The 16,414-nt window shown below is 63.2% G+C and carries 19 protein-coding genes; 15 read left to right on the top strand and 4 right to left on the bottom strand.

The annotated features are described in order from the left end of the window. Positions 1 to 10: 10 nt before the first annotated feature. The 8 genes from dnaQ (at position 11) to HEQ22_RS15195 (ending at position 5,455) form a co-directional block, all read left to right on the top strand. Positions 11 to 712: a DNA polymerase III subunit epsilon gene (dnaQ, locus tag HEQ22_RS15230; protein ID WP_432768680.1), complete on the top strand. Its 702-nt coding sequence runs from the start codon at positions 11 to 13 to the stop codon at positions 710 to 712. Positions 713 to 758: 46 nt separating this feature from the next. After that, positions 759 to 1,334: a ribosome hibernation-promoting factor, HPF/YfiA family gene (gene hpf / locus HEQ22_RS15225; protein ID WP_432768679.1), complete on the top strand. Its 576-nt coding sequence runs from the start codon at positions 759 to 761 to the stop codon at positions 1,332 to 1,334. Positions 1,335 to 1,481: 147 nt separating this feature from the next. Beyond that, the gene (locus HEQ22_RS15220) at positions 1,482 to 1,946 is read left to right on the top strand and encodes a PTS sugar transporter subunit IIA (RefSeq protein WP_432768678.1); all 465 of its coding nucleotides are present in this window, start codon (positions 1,482 to 1,484) and stop codon (positions 1,944 to 1,946) included. 15 nt (positions 1,947 to 1,961) lie between these two features. Continuing rightward, positions 1,962 to 2,300: a DUF1491 family protein gene (locus tag HEQ22_RS15215; RefSeq protein ID WP_432768677.1), complete on the top strand. Its 339-nt coding sequence runs from the start codon at positions 1,962 to 1,964 to the stop codon at positions 2,298 to 2,300. A gap of 203 nt (positions 2,301 to 2,503) precedes the next feature. Then, positions 2,504 to 3,169, top strand: coding sequence for a cell wall hydrolase (locus tag HEQ22_RS15210; protein ID WP_432768676.1), 666 nt, complete (start codon positions 2,504 to 2,506; stop codon positions 3,167 to 3,169). Positions 3,170 to 3,267: 98 nt separating this feature from the next. Beyond that, the gene (locus HEQ22_RS15205; RefSeq protein WP_432768675.1) at positions 3,268 to 3,879 is read left to right on the top strand and encodes a DUF4136 domain-containing protein; all 612 of its coding nucleotides are present in this window, start codon (positions 3,268 to 3,270) and stop codon (positions 3,877 to 3,879) included. Beyond that, positions 3,876 to 4,985: a M14 family metallopeptidase gene (locus HEQ22_RS15200; RefSeq protein WP_432768674.1), complete on the top strand. Its 1,110-nt coding sequence runs from the start codon at positions 3,876 to 3,878 to the stop codon at positions 4,983 to 4,985. Before HEQ22_RS15205 ends, HEQ22_RS15200 begins: the two co-directional genes overlap by 4 nt. Then, on the top strand, positions 4,985 to 5,455 hold the full coding sequence (locus HEQ22_RS15195; RefSeq protein WP_432768673.1) for a GNAT family N-acetyltransferase: 471 nt from the start codon (positions 4,985 to 4,987) through the stop codon (positions 5,453 to 5,455). Before HEQ22_RS15200 ends, HEQ22_RS15195 begins: the two co-directional genes overlap by 1 nt. A 57-nt stretch (positions 5,456 to 5,512) precedes the next feature. On the opposite strand, the gene HEQ22_RS15190 is transcribed toward HEQ22_RS15195, so the two are convergent. Further along, positions 5,513 to 5,974, bottom strand: coding sequence for an Hsp20 family protein (locus HEQ22_RS15190; RefSeq protein ID WP_432768672.1), 462 nt, complete (start codon positions 5,972 to 5,974; stop codon positions 5,513 to 5,515). A 191-nt stretch (positions 5,975 to 6,165) separates the two neighbouring features. Between HEQ22_RS15190 and gpmA the strand changes: the two genes are divergently transcribed. Then, positions 6,166 to 6,852 carry a 2,3-diphosphoglycerate-dependent phosphoglycerate mutase gene (gpmA, locus tag HEQ22_RS15185; RefSeq protein ID WP_432768671.1) on the top strand — a complete coding sequence of 229 codons (687 nt, stop codon included), beginning with the start codon at positions 6,166 to 6,168 and terminating at the stop codon, positions 6,850 to 6,852. Positions 6,853 to 6,858: 6 nt separating this feature from the next. Here the strand turns inward: gpmA and dapD are convergent, their stop codons facing one another. Further along, positions 6,859 to 7,701: a 2,3,4,5-tetrahydropyridine-2,6-dicarboxylate N-succinyltransferase gene (dapD, locus tag HEQ22_RS15180; protein WP_432768670.1), complete on the bottom strand. Its 843-nt coding sequence runs from the start codon at positions 7,699 to 7,701 to the stop codon at positions 6,859 to 6,861. After that, on the bottom strand, positions 7,698 to 8,375 hold the full coding sequence (locus HEQ22_RS15175) for a pyrimidine 5'-nucleotidase (RefSeq protein ID WP_432768669.1): 678 nt from the start codon (positions 8,373 to 8,375) through the stop codon (positions 7,698 to 7,700). The genes dapD and HEQ22_RS15175 overlap by 4 nt, the downstream gene beginning before the upstream one ends. A 159-nt stretch (positions 8,376 to 8,534) precedes the next feature. Here HEQ22_RS15175 and HEQ22_RS15170 point away from each other — a divergent pair, with 159 nt between their 5' ends. Then, positions 8,535 to 9,830, top strand: coding sequence for an amidohydrolase family protein (locus HEQ22_RS15170; RefSeq protein ID WP_432768668.1), 1,296 nt, complete (start codon positions 8,535 to 8,537; stop codon positions 9,828 to 9,830). 16 nt (positions 9,831 to 9,846) lie between these two features. On the opposite strand, the gene HEQ22_RS15165 is transcribed toward HEQ22_RS15170, so the two are convergent. Beyond that, positions 9,847 to 10,311, bottom strand: coding sequence for a DNA-deoxyinosine glycosylase (locus HEQ22_RS15165; protein WP_432768667.1), 465 nt, complete (start codon positions 10,309 to 10,311; stop codon positions 9,847 to 9,849). Positions 10,312 to 10,471: 160 nt separating this feature from the next. Here HEQ22_RS15165 and HEQ22_RS15160 point away from each other — a divergent pair, with 160 nt between their 5' ends. From HEQ22_RS15160 to tuf, 5 genes are all read left to right on the top strand, one after another. Then, positions 10,472 to 11,662 carry a hypothetical protein gene (locus tag HEQ22_RS15160; protein ID WP_432768666.1) on the top strand — a complete coding sequence of 397 codons (1,191 nt, stop codon included), beginning with the start codon at positions 10,472 to 10,474 and terminating at the stop codon, positions 11,660 to 11,662. 274 nt (positions 11,663 to 11,936) lie between these two features. After that, positions 11,937 to 12,308, top strand: a complete 372-nt coding sequence (gene rpsL / locus HEQ22_RS15155; RefSeq protein WP_037515637.1) for a 30S ribosomal protein S12 — start codon at positions 11,937 to 11,939, stop codon at positions 12,306 to 12,308. Between the two features lie 77 nt (positions 12,309 to 12,385). Beyond that, the gene (gene rpsG / locus HEQ22_RS15150) at positions 12,386 to 12,856 is read left to right on the top strand and encodes a 30S ribosomal protein S7 (protein ID WP_432768665.1); all 471 of its coding nucleotides are present in this window, start codon (positions 12,386 to 12,388) and stop codon (positions 12,854 to 12,856) included. A 134-nt stretch (positions 12,857 to 12,990) separates the two neighbouring features. Further along, entirely contained in the window at positions 12,991 to 15,084 is a 2,094-nt protein-coding gene (gene fusA, locus HEQ22_RS15145; RefSeq protein WP_432768664.1) for an elongation factor G, read from the top strand. A 129-nt stretch (positions 15,085 to 15,213) separates the two neighbouring features. Then, positions 15,214 to 16,404 carry an elongation factor Tu gene (gene tuf / locus HEQ22_RS15140; RefSeq protein WP_432768663.1) on the top strand — a complete coding sequence of 397 codons (1,191 nt, stop codon included), beginning with the start codon at positions 15,214 to 15,216 and terminating at the stop codon, positions 16,402 to 16,404. Positions 16,405 to 16,414 lie beyond the last annotated feature (10 nt).

Raw genomic sequence — 16,414 nt, 5'->3', positions numbered from 1 at the left:
TGACTGTCAGATGCGTGAAATAATCTTCGATACCGAAACCACGGGACTCGATCCCCGCGCGGGGCACAGGCTGGTCGAGATCGGATGCATCGAGCTCATCGACCGCCGCGAATCGGGTCGGACCTTTCACGCCTATTTCCATCCCGAGCGCGACATGCCGGCCGAGGCTGAGGCGGTCCACGGCCTGTCGATCCAGTTTCTTTCGGACAAGCCGTTGTTCGCTACGCGAGTCGACGATCTGATCGAATTCCTCGGCGATGCGCCGCTGGTCGCGCACAACGCCGCGTTCGACTTCGGCTTCGTCAATGCCGAACTGGCGCGCGCCGGCCGGGGGGCGCTGGATATGGCGCGGATGTGCTGCACCGTGCAGATGGCGCGCAAGCTGCACCCCGGCGCCAAACACAGCCTCGACGCGCTCTGCACCCGCTATGGCATCGACCGCAGCCACCGCGTCAAGCATGGCGCGCTGCTCGACGCCGAGCTGCTTGCGCATCTCTATATCGAGATGACTGGCGGGCGGCAGATCGGCCTTGGGTTGGCGGCCACCGGCACCAACGCCGCATCGCCCGCCACGCCCGGTCTGGCCGCGCCGCGCGGCATCGATCGTCCCTTTCGCGAACCCCGCCCCCATATGGCGTCGGCCGCCGAACTCGCGCGCCACGCCGAATTTGTCGCAGGGCTGAACCAGCCGCTGTGGCTCGATACGGTGTGATGGCTTCCCCGTGACGCCATCGCACCGGCCCTAGAGGAGAAGAAAAATGGAAATCCGCGTCTCTGGCCACCAGATCGAAACCGGCGAAGCGCTCCAGGCGCATGTGTCGGACCGGATGAACGCGATTGCCGACAAATATTTCTCGCGCGCGATCGGGGCGCACGCGACCTTCGGCAAAGGACCGCACGACAGTTTCCAGTGCGATATCGTCGCGCATGTGATGCAGGGGCTGGTGCTCAAGGGGCACGGTCAGGCGCAGGACGCGCATGTCGCGTTCGAAGGCGCCGCTGAACGCATCGAAAAGCAGCTCCGGCGTTATATGCGCCGACTGAAGGACCGCAACAACGGTCCGGCTCAGCCTTCGCCGACGATCGACGAGATCGATGACAATGCCAGTTACACGGTGTTCGACAGCGGCACCGAAGACGACGAGGCCGGCGAAGCCCCGGCGATCATCGCCGAAACGCGGGTCGATATTCCGAGCAGCAGCGTCTCCGATGCGGTGATGATGCTCGACCTGCGCGACACCAATGCGCTGCTGTTCGTCAACAGCAAGACCGGGGCGCACAACATGGTCTATCGCCGCCGCGACGGCACGATCGGCTGGGTCGAACCGCAATAAGGCTGGATTTTCTTCGCCAACCGGCATAAGGGCCGCGCCCAACATGGCGCGATGCCGGTGGGCGACGGTCTTCTGCTTGTCCGCACTCGATCGCCAAAGGAACGGCCGGGCCGCGCGCCCGGCGGCAATACAGATTTGATCAGACCCATGAACCTATCCTCCCTTGTTTATCCGGCGACCGTGCGCGCGCATGTTCAGCTCGATTCCAAAAAGGCGCTGTTTCCGTTCGTCGGCGATCTCGCCAGCCGTTCGCTCGGCCTTGGTGCGGGCGAAGTGAGCGAAGCGCTGCTCGAACGCGAGCGCCTGGGTTCGACCGGCTTCGGGCGCGGCATCGCTTTGCCGCATGCCAAGCTGCCCGACCTCAGCGGCGTCCGCGGGCTGTTCCTGCAACTGGCGCGCCCGATCGATTTCAACGCGGTCGACGGGCTGCCAGTCGATCTGCTCTTCGTCCTCCTCTCGCCGCTCGACGCCGGCGCCGATCATCTGAAAGCGCTGGCCGGGGTGTCGCGGATGCTGCGCAACGAGGCGATTGCCGAGCGCCTGCGCGGCGCGAAGAACGACGAAGCGCTGTACGCGCTGCTCGCCGACACCGAAACGCGTGACGCGGCGTAACGCCGCCGCTTTGCGATGACGCGGCTCAAGAGCCGCTTTCTGGTCGATCTGCTGCTCCGCCGCACCGAATCGGCGGGCGGATTCGCCACCGTTCTGGCCAAGGGCGACGAAACCTCAGGCATCATCCTCGTCCAATGCCGCGAGCGCGGCACCCCCGGGCCGCTGCTCGAGCGGCGCTTTTCGGCGAACGGCCAATATATCTGGGAAGCGGTCGGCCCCGAGGACGCGGATGACGGTGAATCGCGCGCCAACTACCAAGAGCGGCGGCGCCGCGCCGATCCCGACCTGTGGATTTTGGAGCTGGATATCGCAGATGCGCCACGACTCGTCGCGGAGTGGGGCGCGTTAACTTGACTCTGTTGCGCTGCACAATAAGTGGCGCGCACTTGAACAACGCGTAGGTCGTCCCGCGGGTTGCATCGGCTATTCGGCCGGCGCCGCCCGACACACCGGTTCGGACACGCAGTCGGATGATGACCGCAGGCGGTACAGGGCCATGGCCCCCCTGCCTGTTTTGCAACGGTTTCGGTTCATCAGCCGCCCTTTTGACGGACACTATGAGTCGCATTCTGAACGCTGCCAGCGTGGCTGCCGTCGGCATGACCGCCGCCACCATGCTGCTGCTGGCCGAACCCGGTTTCGCCAGCGATCTTGGCGCCGACGCCAATCTTCCCGCCATCACCCTTCCGGTCGCCGACGCGCCGATGGTGGCCCAACCGGCAGCTCTGCCGGCGACGACCGACGTATCGGTCGATCCCATCACCCCCGACCAGCCCGAACCCGCCGCCCAGCCCAGCCCGGCTCCGGTGACCGCGGCTTCGCTCGCGGCGCTCGTCGCGGCCACGTCGCGCCCGGCCGAGCTCGATCCCGAGCTGCGCTGCCTCGCCGGAGCGGTCTATTTCGAATCGCGCGGCGAATCGCTCACCGGCCAGCTCGCGGTTGCGCATGTCGTGATCAATCGCGCCGAATCGGGCCGCTTTCCCACCAGCCTGTGCGGCGTCGTCCACCAGCGCAGCCAGTTCAGTTTCGTTCGCGGCGGCCGGATGCCCGCGGTGCGCGAGGGCCAGCAATGGGCGAATGCGATCGCGATCGCCCAGATCGCGCGCGAGGGCAGCTGGAAGAACCATGCGCCCGGCGCGCTGTTCTTCCACGCGCGCTATGTCTCGCCGGGCTGGCGCAAGACGCGCATCGCGCAGATCGACAATCATATCTTCTATCGCTGATCCGACCCTGATCGGAAGGGCATGGCGACCGACCGTGCCCTCCCCGCTCCGTCATCCCATTCATTGCCAAGCCATATTTGGAAGCGCATGATACCCGGATGACGCGTCAACTTTCCGTCGCCCTGCTGTGTGCAGCGGCGCTTTCGTTCGGCGGCTGTGCCACCGCGGTCCCGCCGGTCGAGGTCACCCGCTTTCACAATGCGGTGCCCAGCTGGGCGCCGGGAACGCGCTACGCCATCGCGACCGCGCCGCTCGACGGCCCCGCGGTCGGCATGCCGTCGATCGAATGGAACAGCTATCGCGCGGCGGTCGACCAGCAATTGCAGCGCCAGGGACTCGTCGCGGCGGGCACGGGCGAGCGCGCCCCGCTTCTCGTCCGCGTTTCGTTCGACCGCGCCGAACAGCTTCCCGGCGGGCGCCGCTCGCCGGTGTCGGTCGGAGTCGGCGGATCGACCGGCAGCTTCGGGTCGGGGGTCGGGCTGGGCATCGGCATCAACCTTGGCGGCGGTCCGAAGCGCATGGCCGACCTGCAACTGTCGGTGCGCATCGACGATGCCGCGACCGGCCAGGCGATCTGGGAAGGCCGCGCGCTGACCGCGGTGCGGGTCAAGGCGCCGGCGAACCAGCCGAGCCTCGCCGCCGCGAAATTGGCCGAAGCCTTATTCAAGGACTTCCCCGGCGAATCGGGACGCACTATCAGCGTCCCATGACCATCACCATCAACGCCGCTTTCGACAGCGGCAACATCGTCGTGGACGGCATCGACGGCACGTCGGCTCGCCTCACCATCCGCAAGGACCGCGAGTCCGATTTCTATCAGTGGTTTCATTTCCGCGTGACCTGCGCGGTCGGCGACTCGCTCGACCTCGCGATCGCCGGGCTGGCCGATTCGGCTTATCCCGACGGCTGGCCCGGTTATGCGGCATGCGCCAGCTATGACCGCGAAACCTGGTTTCGTCTCGACACCAGCTACGACGCCGGGACGCTGTCGATCCGCCACACCGCCGAAAGCGCAGTCGTCTATCTCGCTTATTTCGCCCCCTATTCGATGGAGCGCCACCACGATCTCGTCGCCGGCGTCGCCGAATGCCCGGGCGTCACCTATCGCTGCCTGGGCACCAGCCTCGAAGGCCAGCCGATCGACTGCCTCGAAATGGGCTCGGGGGACACCCAGGTCTGGCTCTATGCGCGCCAGCATCCGGGCGAGAGCATGGCCGAATGGTGGATGGAAGGCGCGCTCGAAAAGCTGACCGACCCCGCCGATCCGCACGCGCGTTCGCTCCTGCAGAAATGCCGCTTTCACATCGTGCCGAACATGAATCCCGACGGGTCGCGGCGCGGCCATCTGCGGACCAATTTCGCCGGCGTGAACCTCAACCGCGAATGGCATGAACCGACGGCCGAGCGCAGCCCCGAAGTGCTGTGCGTGCGCGACGCGATGGACGAAAGCGGCGTCGACTGGGCGATGGACGTCCATGGCGACGAAGCGATTCCCGCCGTCTTCCTTGCGGGTTTCGAAGGCATTCCGTCGCTCCGCGCCGGGCAGCTGGAAAAATATAAGGCGTTCGAAGCGGCGCTCGCGGCGAACACTCCCGATTTCCAGGTCGAGCTCGGCTATGGCGAAGCGGCACCGGGCAAGGCGAACCTCAGCATGTCGACGACGCAGCTCGCCGAACGCTTCGGCGCGGTGTCGATGACGATCGAAATGCCGTTCAAGGACAATCGCGACCTGCCCGATCCGGTCGCCGGCTGGTCGCCCGAACGCTCGAAGCTGCTCGCCCACGCATGCCTCGCGACGCTGGACCAGATGCTCTGATGCGCAGCTGGCGGATCGTCGAAGACGATCTGTCGGGCGCCGCGATCCGCGCCTTGCTCGAGGTGCATTTTGCGGGGATGCTCGCCAACTCGCCCGCCGGCAGCTGCCATTTCCTTGACTTCGACGGGCTCAACGCCGCCGACGTGACCTTCTGGTCGATCCACAGCGGTGACCAACTCGCCGGATGCGGTGCGCTCAAGATGCTCGATGCCGGGCATGGCGAGATCAAGTCCATGCGCACCGCCGACGCCTTCCTGCGCCAGGGTGTCGCCGCCCGCATGCTCGATCATATGATCGCCGAGGCGCGCGGCCGGGGGCTGAAGCGCCTCAGCCTCGAGACGGGGTCGGGCGCGGCGTTCGAGCCTGCGATCGCGCTCTACCGGCGCTATGGTTTCGACGATTGCGAGCCGTTTGCCGACTATAAGCGCGATCCGTTCAGCCGCTTCATGACGCGCGCGCTTTCGGTATAAAAACGGGGTCCGGAAGGGACTCCGGACCCCGCAATTTTCACGACGTCAGACGCAGCGCTATGCGGCCTGCTTGTCGTCGACCAGCGTCGGAGTATTGCTGCCGCCGATCGCGATCTTGTGCGGCTTCATCGCCTCGGGCACTTCGCGCACCAGGTCGATGATCAGCAAGCCGTCGGCCAGGTCGGCCGCGCTCACCCGCACGAAGTCGGCGAGCTGAAAGCGGCGCTCGAAGGCGCGTGTTGCAATGCCGCTATACAGGAGCTGGCGTTCCTCGCCTTCCGCCGCCGGCGCCTTGCGCCCGCTGACCGTCAGCATGTTCTGCTGCGCGACGATCTCGATCTCGCCGGATTTGAATCCGGCGACCGCGACGGTGATCCGGAAATGATCATCGGCGATTTTTTCGATGTCGAACGGCGGATAGTTTTCGGCGCCCGAGCCGCTGGTTTCCAGAAAATCGAACAGGCGGTCGAAACCGACGGTCGATCGGCGATAGGGGGTCCAGTCGAAACTGTTACGCATGGGGCATTCCTTCCTTTTTCAAAGCGAAGTTACGGGACCGCGGCGCGCGCCGCGATCGCCACCCGGCCCCGTATCGGCGGCCGGATGCCGCAAATCTGGGTGCGGCCGAATGCATTTCAAGAGGGGCGTTGGCCTTTGCCGAACAGCTGGGTTAAGGGGCGGCGAAACCGCTCGCTTCGAAGGTAAGACATATGCCCCAGCTCATCCTCATCCGTCACGGCCAGTCGCAATGGAACCTCGAAAACCGCTTCACCGGCTGGTGGGATGTCGATGTCACCGAAAAGGGGGCGGCCGAGGCGTGGGCGGCGGGCGAGCTGATGAAGGTCAAGGGCATCGAACCCGATAGCTGCTTCACGTCGGTCCAGTCGCGCGCGATCAAGACGCTCAATCTGGCGCTCGAGGCGATGGGACGCCTGTGGTTGCCGGTGACCAAGGACTGGCGGCTCAACGAACGCCATTATGGCGGGCTCACCGGGCTCGACAAGGCCGAGACCGCGGCGAAGCATGGCGACGAGCAGGTGAAAATCTGGCGCCGCAGCTTCGACATCCCGCCGCCGGCGCTCGAAGCGGGGTCGCCCTGGGATCTCGCCAGCGACCCGCGCTATGCGGGGATCGCGATCCCCGCGGCCGAAAGCCTGAAAGACACGATCGAGCGCGTGCTGCCCTATTATGAAAGCGCGATCGCGCCCGAGCTGGCGGCGGGCAAGACGGTGCTGATCTCGGCGCACGGCAACAGCCTGCGCGCGCTGGTCAAGCATCTGTCGGGCATTTCCGACGCCGACATCACCGGCCTCGAAATCCCGACCGGCCAGCCGATCGTTTATGAATTGAACGACGACCTGACCGCGCGCGAACGCTATTATCTCAGCGAGCGCTGAGCGGCCTCAATCGCGCAGCAGCTCGTTGATCCCGGTCTTGGCGCGCGTCTTTGCATCGACGCGCTTGACGATCACCGCGCAATAGAGCGACGGGCCGGGCGACCCGTCGGGAAGCGGCTTGCCGGGCAGCGCGCCCGGAACCACCACCGAATAGGCGGGCACTTCGCCCATGAAAACCTCGCCGGTCGCGCGGTCGACGATCTTGGTCGAGGCGCCGAGGTAGACCCCCATCGACAGCACCGCGCCCTCGCGCACGATCACCCCCTCGGCAACCTCGGCGCGGGCGCCGATGAAGGCGCCGTCCTCGATCACCACCGGCCCGGCCTGCAAGGGTTCGAGCACCCCGCCGATCCCGGCGCCGCCCGACAGATGGACGTTGGCGCCGATCTGCGCGCAGCTGCCGACGGTCGCCCAAGCGTCGACCATCGATCCCTCGCCGACGCGCGCGCCGATGTTGACGAAGCTCGGCATCAGCACCGCGCCCTTCGATATATGCGCGCCGTGGCGGACGATCGAACCGGGCACCGCGCGGAAGCCGGCGTCGCGAAAGCGGTTCTCGCCCCATCCGGCGAATTTTGACGGCACCTTGTCCCACCAGCGCGCGCCGCCGGGGGCGCCCTGGATCAGCTCCATGTCGTTGAGGCGGAAGGACAGTAGCACCGCCTTCTTCAGCCACTGGTGGACCTGCCAGCTCCCGTCCGCATCGCGTTCCGCGACGCGCATGCTGCCGTCGTCGAGCCCCGCGAGCGCCTGCGTCACTGCCTCGCGAACCGCCCCCTGCGTGGTCAGTCCCAGAGTGTCGCGCGCGTCCCATGCCGCGTCGATCGTCGATTTGAGGTCGGTGCTCATGAAATTCCCCAAGGCAAAGGCAGTGCGTCGAGCCAGTCGCCGATGTCGGTCACATGGAAATCGACATGGTCCGGCCGGTGGTCGCGATGGCCGCTTTCGCTGCCATTGTCCAGCCAGACGGTGGTCATCCCCAGCGCCTTGGCGGGGGTCAGGTTGCGCGCCATATCCTCGACGAACAGGCTCTTGGCGGGATCGATGCCAAGGTGCGCGACCATCATGTCATACGCCGCTGGATCGGGCTTCGGCGTATAGCGGGTGGCGCGGATGTCGCAGATGCCGTCGAACAGGTCGGCGATGCCGCGTGCCGCGAGCACGCGCGCCGCATAATCGGCGTCGGCGTTGGTGAACACCAGCCGCCGCCCAGGCAGCCGCGCCAGCCCGGCGCGGAGCCGCGCGTCGGGGACGATGCGGTCGAGCGCGATGGCGTGGACGTCGATCAGGAAATCTTCGGGCGCGACGTCATGGTGGCGCATCAGCCCCGCCATCGTGGTGCCGTGATCGTGGAAATATTGCTTCTGCACCCGCCGCGCCTCGACCGCGTCGCAGCCGAGCAGGCGCATGATAAAGCCGCCCATGCGTTCGTCGATCAGGTCGAACAGCGCCGACGACGGCGGATAGAGCGTGTTGTCGAGATCGAAGATCCACGTATCGATATCGGCGAGGCGCGGGGTCATGCGGCGGCGATTAGCGGCTGCGCGGGCTACGGGCAAGGAGCGGACATATTTATACCCGTTCGTGCTGAGCTTGTCGAAGCACCGCCCTTCCTGTCTAATGGTGCAAGACAAGAACGGCCCTTCGACAAGCTCAGGGCGAACGGTCAAAGGGGATATCGCATGAACAAGACTTTCCTCCCGCTCCTTCTGCTCGGCACCGCGCTCGCCGCGCCCGCCGCCGCGCAAACCGCGCGCACCGTCATCCACGCCGGGCACCTGCTCGCCGAGCCGGGCAAGCCGGCCCGCGGCGCGTCGACGATCGTCGTCGAGGGCGGCAAGATCGTGTCGGTCACCGACGGCCACCAGGCCGCCGACGCGGGCACGACGCTGATCGACCTCAGGGACAAATATGTCCTCCCCGGGCTGATCGACAGCCATGTCCATCTGACCAGCGACGCCGGCGGGATCGCCGGGCAGCTGGAGGAAATCACCCTCAGCCCCGCGGCGCAGGCCTTCAATGCCGAGGTCAACGGGATGAAGACGCTGCGCGCGGGCTTCACCACCGTCCGCAACCTCGGCGATGGCGACGGCGCGACGCTGGCGCTGCGCGATGCGATCGCCGCGGGCAAGGTGCAGGGGCCGCGCATCGTCGATGCCGGCGCCAGCATCTCGGGCAGCGCCGGGCATATGGACGGCTCGCTCGGTTATCGCGACGAGTTGCGGCCGTTTTTTGCCGGGGCGGGCAACACCTGCAACGGCGCCGACGATTGCCGCCGCGCGGTGCGCCTGCAAATCGGGCGCGGCGCCGACGTGATCAAGTTCGCCTCGACCGGCGGGGTCAACAGCCGGATCGGCGCCGGACTCGGCAAACAGATGTTCGACGACGAGGCGCGGGCGATCGTCGAAACCGCGCATATGTTCGGCAAAAAGGTCGCGGTCCATGCGCACGGTGCCGATGGCATCCGCCTCGCGATCGACGCCGGTGCCGATTCGATCGAACATGGCACGATCCTCGACGAACCGACGATCGCCGCCTGGGCGAAGTCGAAAACCTATTACATCCCGACGCTGTCGACCGTGAACGGCTACAAGGAACGCCTCGCCGCCAATCCTGGCGCCTATGCCCCCGACGTGCTGGCGAAGATCCAGTGGCGCATCTCGATCACCGGCAAGAGTCTCGAGACGCTGGTGCCCCGCGGCGTGCGCATCGCCTTCGGCACCGACGCCGGCGTGTCGAAGCACGGCCGCAACGGCGACGAGTTCGAGCTGATGGTCCAGCACGGCATGACCCCGGTCGCGGCGCTGAAAGCGGCGACGGTGAACGCCGCCGACCTGCTCGGCCTGTCGAGCGAGATCGGCACCATCGCGCCGGGCAAGAGCGCCGATATCATCGCGGTGGCCAGTGACCCGATCGCCGATGTAACGGTGCTCAAGAAGGTCGATTTCGTGATGACGCGGGGAGAAGTGGTCGATTGACCGCTTCTCCGAAAGGCTAATCGACCAGCGCCTCGCGGAGCCGCAGCCAGTGTTCGAGCTTTGCCGCATATGCGTTGGTGTTTGCGGCGCTGCTCGACGGGAGGTCGACGAGCCCTATGCCTTGGGTCGAAGGCAATTGCCGCCGTCCGATCGCCGCAGCCTTGCCGCCGTTGAATCCGATCATCCGCAGGTCAGGTATGGTGGCGATCAATGCCGGCAGATCATGCGCCTCGACCTCGCAAATCTCGCTGTCGCTGCTTGTTCGCCGCTCGGCGGAGCGGATCACGTCCCATAGTCCGACTCGCGCAGCGCGCAACGCCGCCAGCCGGTCGTCGTAAGCAAGTTCTGCCAGCGGCCGCTCGATCACCTGCCCCACCAACCGCCAGAACTGGTTCGTCGGATGCGCATAATAGCGCTGTTCGGCGAGCGACCGCGCGCCGGGCAGGCTGCCGAGGATCAACAATCGCGTATCGCGGTACACGTGGGGTCGAAAACTGACCGCTCTAACAGCCCTTCCTGCCATCCTGTGGGATTGTGCTCGATGAATGCCTGATTACTCCGCTTCCGCTCTGTATGTCTCTAATAGGCTTGACAGAACAAAACATTCTTGTCGTATCTCCTTAAGGTAAGGAGACGAGAAAATGAAATCCGTTGAAGCAAGGGCATTTCTATCGCGCTCGTTTAAAGCAGAGTTCGCGGAAACAGTCTCAAAGGTGCAGAAAATCTGCGCCGCACTGGATATCGAAACCGTTTGCGTTGACAGGGTAGGATCGACTCCTCCAGCTGCCGAAGCAATTGCAATGATTAATGATGTTGATTTCCTTATTGCGCTCTGTGGCAGAGAAAGCAAAGCCGAAGGAAAGGATAAATATTTTACATCGCAATCCGTTCGTGATGAAATAACAATGGCTGCAACAGCGAAAAAGCCTATTCTTTGCTTTATAGAAGACGGAGTAGAATTGGCCGGATTTTCTGGTTCGATGTTTACTTACAAAAAGCTTGAGCAATTCAAATCTATAACAGATGAAGATTTATTCCAAATCGTTAATGGTGTTCACGATGAGAAACTAAAATCGATTGATAGGATGGATACCATACCATATGCGACAGGTATAACTAACTATTATATAACTAAATCGGAAATGCAGATAGAATTAAAAAAGACTGATAGTGGATTTATTTGGGACTACATTATCGAACGAAAGTATGTGTTTGAGGATGATCATAGAACTCCGATAATACATGCAGCATTTTGTATAGATAACATATCGGGATGCGAACTGCCTCCTGTCTATAGCATAGACATAGAAAAGAACGGTTCTAAAGCGAACGTAGAAATAGACATCGTTGAAGAAGGTTGTGGAAAAATTGAACTTCATTCAACAACCCTTCCTTACCCAACGAAGGGAGACACAATTCTTGTTAGAGAGCATTACCAATCTCCTTTTCTTAACATAACTCACGGAGGGCAAACTGCACGCCGACCTTTAAAAATCGGAGAATGTTTGCTACAAGCATATGATGGAAGTTTTATTATTAATAGAGTAGAAAAATTGATAGTAAGGCTCAAAGTTCCATCTGGTTACTCTCTAAGTGATGTTCAGCCTGTGGTGTCTACGTTCTCAACTCGTCTGGATCATCTCAATGAGTCTGAAATGAAAAGACTTCGAGAGGCGGCGTCACTTAAGGTAGACAATTTTTTTGGTACACAAGTCTATGAGTTGCGGGTTGATCGACCGCTTTACCAATATTTTTACGGCTTGGGATGGGATGTTCCTAAAATCGGCGAGGTTGGATTTGATCTGGCGCCCGAGTGCCGCGACTGGCAGTGAGAATGCGGCCGCCCCTTGACCACAACGGGAATCGCCGCTAGGGGCCGCGACGACCGAAAGCGGCGCTTAACCGCCTCTTCCGGTTACGACAGCGCTTGAACATTGCTGGCGCGGATGGAGCCCTCGGGGATCGAATGCGATCTTCCGGGGTCTTTTGCTGTTACAAGGTCGCCCGTTTTTCGCGGTTTTCCGCGGGGTATCGGACCGGTGTTTCATCCACGGCGGTACAGTAACCGTTCGCTTTGATGGGCGAACATTTAAAGGTGAAGCATTCATGCCCACGATCAACCAGCTAGTCCGCAAGGGCCGGACTCCCCAGAAGGTGAAGTCCAAGGTCCCGGCGATGGACGCAAACCCGCAAAAGCGCGGCGTTTGCACCCGTGTCTACACGACGACCCCGAAAAAGCCCAACTCGGCGCTCCGCAAGGTTGCCAAGGTCCGCCTGACCAACCAGCGCGAAGTCATCACCTATATCCCCGGCGAAGGCCACAACCTCCAGGAGCACAGCGTCGTGCTGATCCGCGGCGGTCGTGTCCGCGATCTTCCCGGTGTGCGTTACCACGTCCTGCGCGGCGTGCTCGATACGCAGGGTGTGAAGGACCGCAAGCAGAGCCGTTCGAAGTACGGCGCCAAGCGTCCGAAATAAGGGCGCCGCTTTTTCTGGTGAATTGATCGTCCCGATGTCGCTTTTGCGCCGGGACGCTGTTGGTAAAGGAATATCATATGGCTCGTCGTCGTCGTCCTGAACGCCGCGAAATTCTGCCCGATCCCCGTTTCGGGGATGTCGTGCTGTCGAAATTCATGAACAGCGTCATGCTGGACGGGAAAAAGTCCATCGCCGAAGGCATTGTCTATGGCGCCCTCGAGTCGGTCGAGGCCCGCGCCAAGAAGGAACCGATCGGCGTGTTCCACGAAGCGCTGGCGAATATCCGCCCGAACATCGAAGTGCGCAGCCGCCGCGTCGGCGGTGCGACCTATCAGGTTCCGGTCGAAGTCCGCCCCGACCGCGCCCAGGCGCTGGCGATCCGCTGGCTGATCACCGCGGCGCGCAACCGCAGCGAAACGACGATGGCCGCGCGCCTGTCGGGTGAGCTGCTCGACGCGTCGAACAACCGCGGCAACGCGGTGAAGAAGCGCGAAGACACCCACCGTATGGCCGAAGCGAACCGCGCGTTCAGCCACTACCGCTGGTAATGGCGGGTCAGGTTAGACTCCGCTGGTAATTGCCGGGACGCTCCCCGTGTTCTGGGGGCGTCTCGCAATCGCAACAATTCTTCCTATATCGGAGGCAGCTCAACAGGCCGCCCCCCACATTCAAGGAAAAGACCATGGCACGCAGCCATCCGCTCGAAAATTATCGCAACTTTGGGATCATGGCGCACATCGACGCCGGCAAGACCACGACGACCGAGCGTATCCTTTACTACACCGGCAAGTCCTACAAGATCGGCGAAGTCCATGACGGCGCCGCGACGATGGACTGGATGGAGCAGGAACAGGAGCGCGGCATCACGATCACGTCGGCTGCGACGACCTGCTTGTGGAAGGCCGAAGAAGGCCAGGGTCCCGAGCATCGCCTGAACATCATCGACACCCCCGGCCACGTCGACTTCACGATCGAAGTCGAGCGTTCGCTGCGCGTGCTCGACGGTGCGATCACCGCGTTCGACGGCGTTGCCGGCGTCGAGCCGCAGTCGGAAACCGTGTGGCGCCAGGCCGACAAGTATAAAGTTCCGCGGATGTGCTTCGTCAACAAGCTCGACCGCACCGGCGCCGACTTCTATTATTGCGTCCAGACGATCATCGATCGCCTCGGCGCGACGCCCGCCGTGCTGTATCTGCCGATCGGCGCCGAAGGCGACTTCAAGGGCCTGGTCGATCTGGTCAACGAGCGCGCGATCATCTGGAAGGACGAAAGCCTGGGCGCCGAATTCTTCTATGAAGAGATTCCCGCCGATCTCGTCGACAAGGCTGCCGAATATCGCGAAAAGCTCGTCGAGCTCGCCGTCGAACAGGACGACGACGCGATGGAAGCGTATCTGGAAGGCACCGTCCCCGACGTCGCCACGCTGAAGAAGCTGATCCGCAAGGGCACGCTGGCGCAGGCGTTTGTCCCGGTTCTGTGCGGCTCGGCGTTCAAGAACAAGGGCGTTCAGACGCTGCTCGACGCGGTCGTCGACTATCTGCCGAGCCCGCTCGACATTCCCGACGTCCAGGGCCTCAAGCTCGACGGCGAGACCCCCGATTCGCGTCCGCCGGCCGACGAAGCGCCGCTGTCGCTGCTCGCCTTCAAGATCATGAACGATCCGTTCGTCGGCTCGCTCACCTTCGCCCGCATCTATTCGGGTACCCTGAACAAGGGCACCTACCTGAACTCGGTGAAGGACAAGAAGGAAAAGGTCGGCCGCATGCTGCTGATGCATGCGAACAGCCGCGAAGACATCGAAGAAGCCTATGCGGGCGACATCGTGGCGCTGGCCGGCCTCAAGGAAACCACCACCGGGGACACGCTCTGCGCGACCAGCGCGCCGATCATCCTCGAGCGGATGGAATTCCCCGAGCCGGTGATCGAGCTGTCGGTGGAACCGAAGACCAAGGCCGACCAGGAACGGATGGGCATCGCGCTCAACCGTCTGGCCGCCGAGGATCCCTCGTTCCGCGTGTCGACCGACCATGAATCGGGTCAGACGATCATCAAGGGCATGGGCGAGCTTCACCTCGACATCCTCGTCGATCGCATGAAGCGCGAGTTCAAGGTCGAAGCGAACGTCGGCGCACCGCAGGTGGCGTACCGCGAATCGCTCGCGAAGGCGGTCGACGTCGACTACACCCACAAGAAGCAGTCGGGTGGCTCGGGCCAGTTCGGCCGCGTCAAGGTCAGCGTCGCTCCCGGCGAACGCGGCGCGGGCATCACCTTCATCGACGAGATCAAGGGCGGCAACATTCCGCGCGAATATATCCCGTCGGTCGAAAAGGGCATGCGCGAATCGGCCGAAAACGGTCACATGATCGGCTTCCCGATCATCGACTTCGAAATCAAGCTGACCGACGGCGCGTACCACGACGTCGACTCGTCGGCGCTGGCTTTCGAAATCGCGGGCCGTGCGGCGATGCGCGAAGTGGCGGCGAAGGCCGGCATCAAGCTGCTCGAACCGGTGATGAAGGTCGAGGTTGTTACCCCTGAGGAGTTCATGGGCGACGTGATCGGCGATCTCAACAGCCGTCGCGGCCAGATTCAGGGCACCGACAGCCGGGGTATCGCCCAGGTCGTCGAGGCGATCGTGCCGCTGGCGAACATGTTCGGTTACGTGAACCAGCTGCGCAGCTTCAGCCAGGGGCGCGCCAGCTACTCGATGCAATTCTCGCATTATGAAGAAGTGCCGACGAACGTCGCCGAAGAAGTGAAGGCCAAAATGGCCTGACGGCGTTTTAGGGATCCTGGGCCGCGCGGGCTTGCACCGCGCGGCAAAGCGCTCTAAGGGCGGCGCCTGATTCAGCAGGCTCGTCCACGACTGATCAAATCAAACATCGAACAAGAAGGTTCTTTAATCATGGCCAAGGCTAAATTTGAGCGGACGAAGCCGCACTGCAACATCGGCACCATCGGTCACGTCGACCATGGCAAGACCTCGCTGACTGCCGCGATCACCAAGGTGCTCGCCGAAACGTCGGGCGGCGTCGCCGTCGATTTCGCCAACATCGACAAGGCGCCCGAAGAGCGCGAGCGCGGCATCACCATTTCGACCGCACACGTCGAATATGAAACCGGCGCGCGCCACTATGCGCACGTCGATTGCCCGGGCCACGCCGACTATGTGAAGAACATGATCACCGGTGCCGCCCAGATGGACGGCGCGATCCTGGTGGTGTCGGCCGCTGACGGCCCGATGCCGCAGACCAAGGAGCACATCCTGCTCGCCAAGCAGGTCGGCGTGCCGACCATGGTCGTCTTCCTCAACAAGGTCGACCAGCTGGACGATCCCGAGCTGCTCGAACTCGTCGAGCTGGAAATCCGCGAAGAACTGTCGAAGCGCGACTTCGACGGCGACAATATTCCGATCATCCCGGGTTCGGCGCTGGCCGCTCTCGAAGGTCGCGACGACGCCATCGGCAAGGACGCGATCCTGAAGCTGATGGAAGCCGTCGACGCGTGGATCCCGCAGCCCGAGCGTCCGCTCGACAAGCCCTTCCTGATGCCGATCGAAGACGTGTTCTCGATCTCGGGTCGCGGTACCGTCGTCACCGGCCGTATCGAAACCGGCATCGTCAAGGTGGGTGAAGAAGTCGAAATCGTCGGCATCAAGGACACCAAGAAGACCGTCGTGACCGGCGTCGAAATGTTCCGCAAGCTGCTCGACCAGGGCCAGGCCGGCGACAACGTCGGTGCGCTGATCCGCGGCGTCGGCCGTGAAGAAGTCGAGCGTGGCCAGGTTCTCTGCAAGCCCGGCTCGATCAAGCCGCACACCGAGTTCACCTCGGAAGTCTATGTGTTGTCGAAGGACGAAGGCGGCCGTCACACGCCGTTCTTTGCCAACTATCGTCCGCAGTTCTACTTCCGCACCACCGACGTCACCGGCGAGGTCATCCTCCCCGAGGGCACCGAGATGGTGATGCCGGGCGACAACGTCCAGCTGTCGGTCAAGCTGATCGCCCCGATCGCGATGGATCCGGGTCTGCGCTTCGCCATCCGCGAAGGCGGTCGGACCGTCGGCGCAGGGGTTGTGGCGACGATCACAAAGTAATATAGGGCCG

Source organism: Sphingopyxis sp., from assembly GCF_050916055.1.
GTDB lineage: Bacteria > Pseudomonadota > Alphaproteobacteria > Sphingomonadales > Sphingomonadaceae > Sphingopyxis.
This window is presented reverse-complemented; position numbering and strand designations above follow the sequence as displayed.

What these genes read in the sequence shown, in the direction of transcription:
- dnaQ (WP_432768680.1), top strand. Translation starts at nt 11, where the DNA reads ATGCGTGAAATAATCTTCGATACCGAAACCACGGGACTCGATCCCCGC.
- hpf (WP_432768679.1), top strand. Translation starts at nt 759, where the DNA reads ATGGAAATCCGCGTCTCTGGCCACCAGATCGAAACCGGCGAAGCGCTC.
- HEQ22_RS15220 (WP_432768678.1), top strand. Translation starts at nt 1,482, where the DNA reads ATGAACCTATCCTCCCTTGTTTATCCGGCGACCGTGCGCGCGCATGTT.
- HEQ22_RS15215 (WP_432768677.1), top strand. Translation starts at nt 1,962, where the DNA reads ATGACGCGGCTCAAGAGCCGCTTTCTGGTCGATCTGCTGCTCCGCCGC.
- HEQ22_RS15210 (WP_432768676.1), top strand. Translation starts at nt 2,504, where the DNA reads ATGAGTCGCATTCTGAACGCTGCCAGCGTGGCTGCCGTCGGCATGACC.
- HEQ22_RS15205 (WP_432768675.1), top strand. Translation starts at nt 3,268, where the DNA reads ATGACGCGTCAACTTTCCGTCGCCCTGCTGTGTGCAGCGGCGCTTTCG.
- HEQ22_RS15200 (WP_432768674.1), top strand. Translation starts at nt 3,876, where the DNA reads ATGACCATCACCATCAACGCCGCTTTCGACAGCGGCAACATCGTCGTG.
- HEQ22_RS15195 (WP_432768673.1), top strand. Translation starts at nt 4,985, where the DNA reads ATGCGCAGCTGGCGGATCGTCGAAGACGATCTGTCGGGCGCCGCGATC.
- HEQ22_RS15190 (WP_432768672.1), bottom strand. Translation starts at nt 5,974, where the DNA reads ATGCGTAACAGTTTCGACTGGACCCCCTATCGCCGATCGACCGTCGGT.
- gpmA (WP_432768671.1), top strand. Translation starts at nt 6,166, where the DNA reads ATGCCCCAGCTCATCCTCATCCGTCACGGCCAGTCGCAATGGAACCTC.
- dapD (WP_432768670.1), bottom strand. Translation starts at nt 7,701, where the DNA reads ATGAGCACCGACCTCAAATCGACGATCGACGCGGCATGGGACGCGCGC.
- HEQ22_RS15175 (WP_432768669.1), bottom strand. Translation starts at nt 8,375, where the DNA reads ATGACCCCGCGCCTCGCCGATATCGATACGTGGATCTTCGATCTCGAC.
- HEQ22_RS15170 (WP_432768668.1), top strand. Translation starts at nt 8,535, where the DNA reads ATGAACAAGACTTTCCTCCCGCTCCTTCTGCTCGGCACCGCGCTCGCC.
- HEQ22_RS15160 (WP_432768666.1), top strand. Translation starts at nt 10,472, where the DNA reads ATGAAATCCGTTGAAGCAAGGGCATTTCTATCGCGCTCGTTTAAAGCA.
- rpsL (WP_037515637.1), top strand. Translation starts at nt 11,937, where the DNA reads ATGCCCACGATCAACCAGCTAGTCCGCAAGGGCCGGACTCCCCAGAAG.
- rpsG (WP_432768665.1), top strand. Translation starts at nt 12,386, where the DNA reads ATGGCTCGTCGTCGTCGTCCTGAACGCCGCGAAATTCTGCCCGATCCC.
- fusA (WP_432768664.1), top strand. Translation starts at nt 12,991, where the DNA reads ATGGCACGCAGCCATCCGCTCGAAAATTATCGCAACTTTGGGATCATG.
- tuf (WP_432768663.1), top strand. Translation starts at nt 15,214, where the DNA reads ATGGCCAAGGCTAAATTTGAGCGGACGAAGCCGCACTGCAACATCGGC.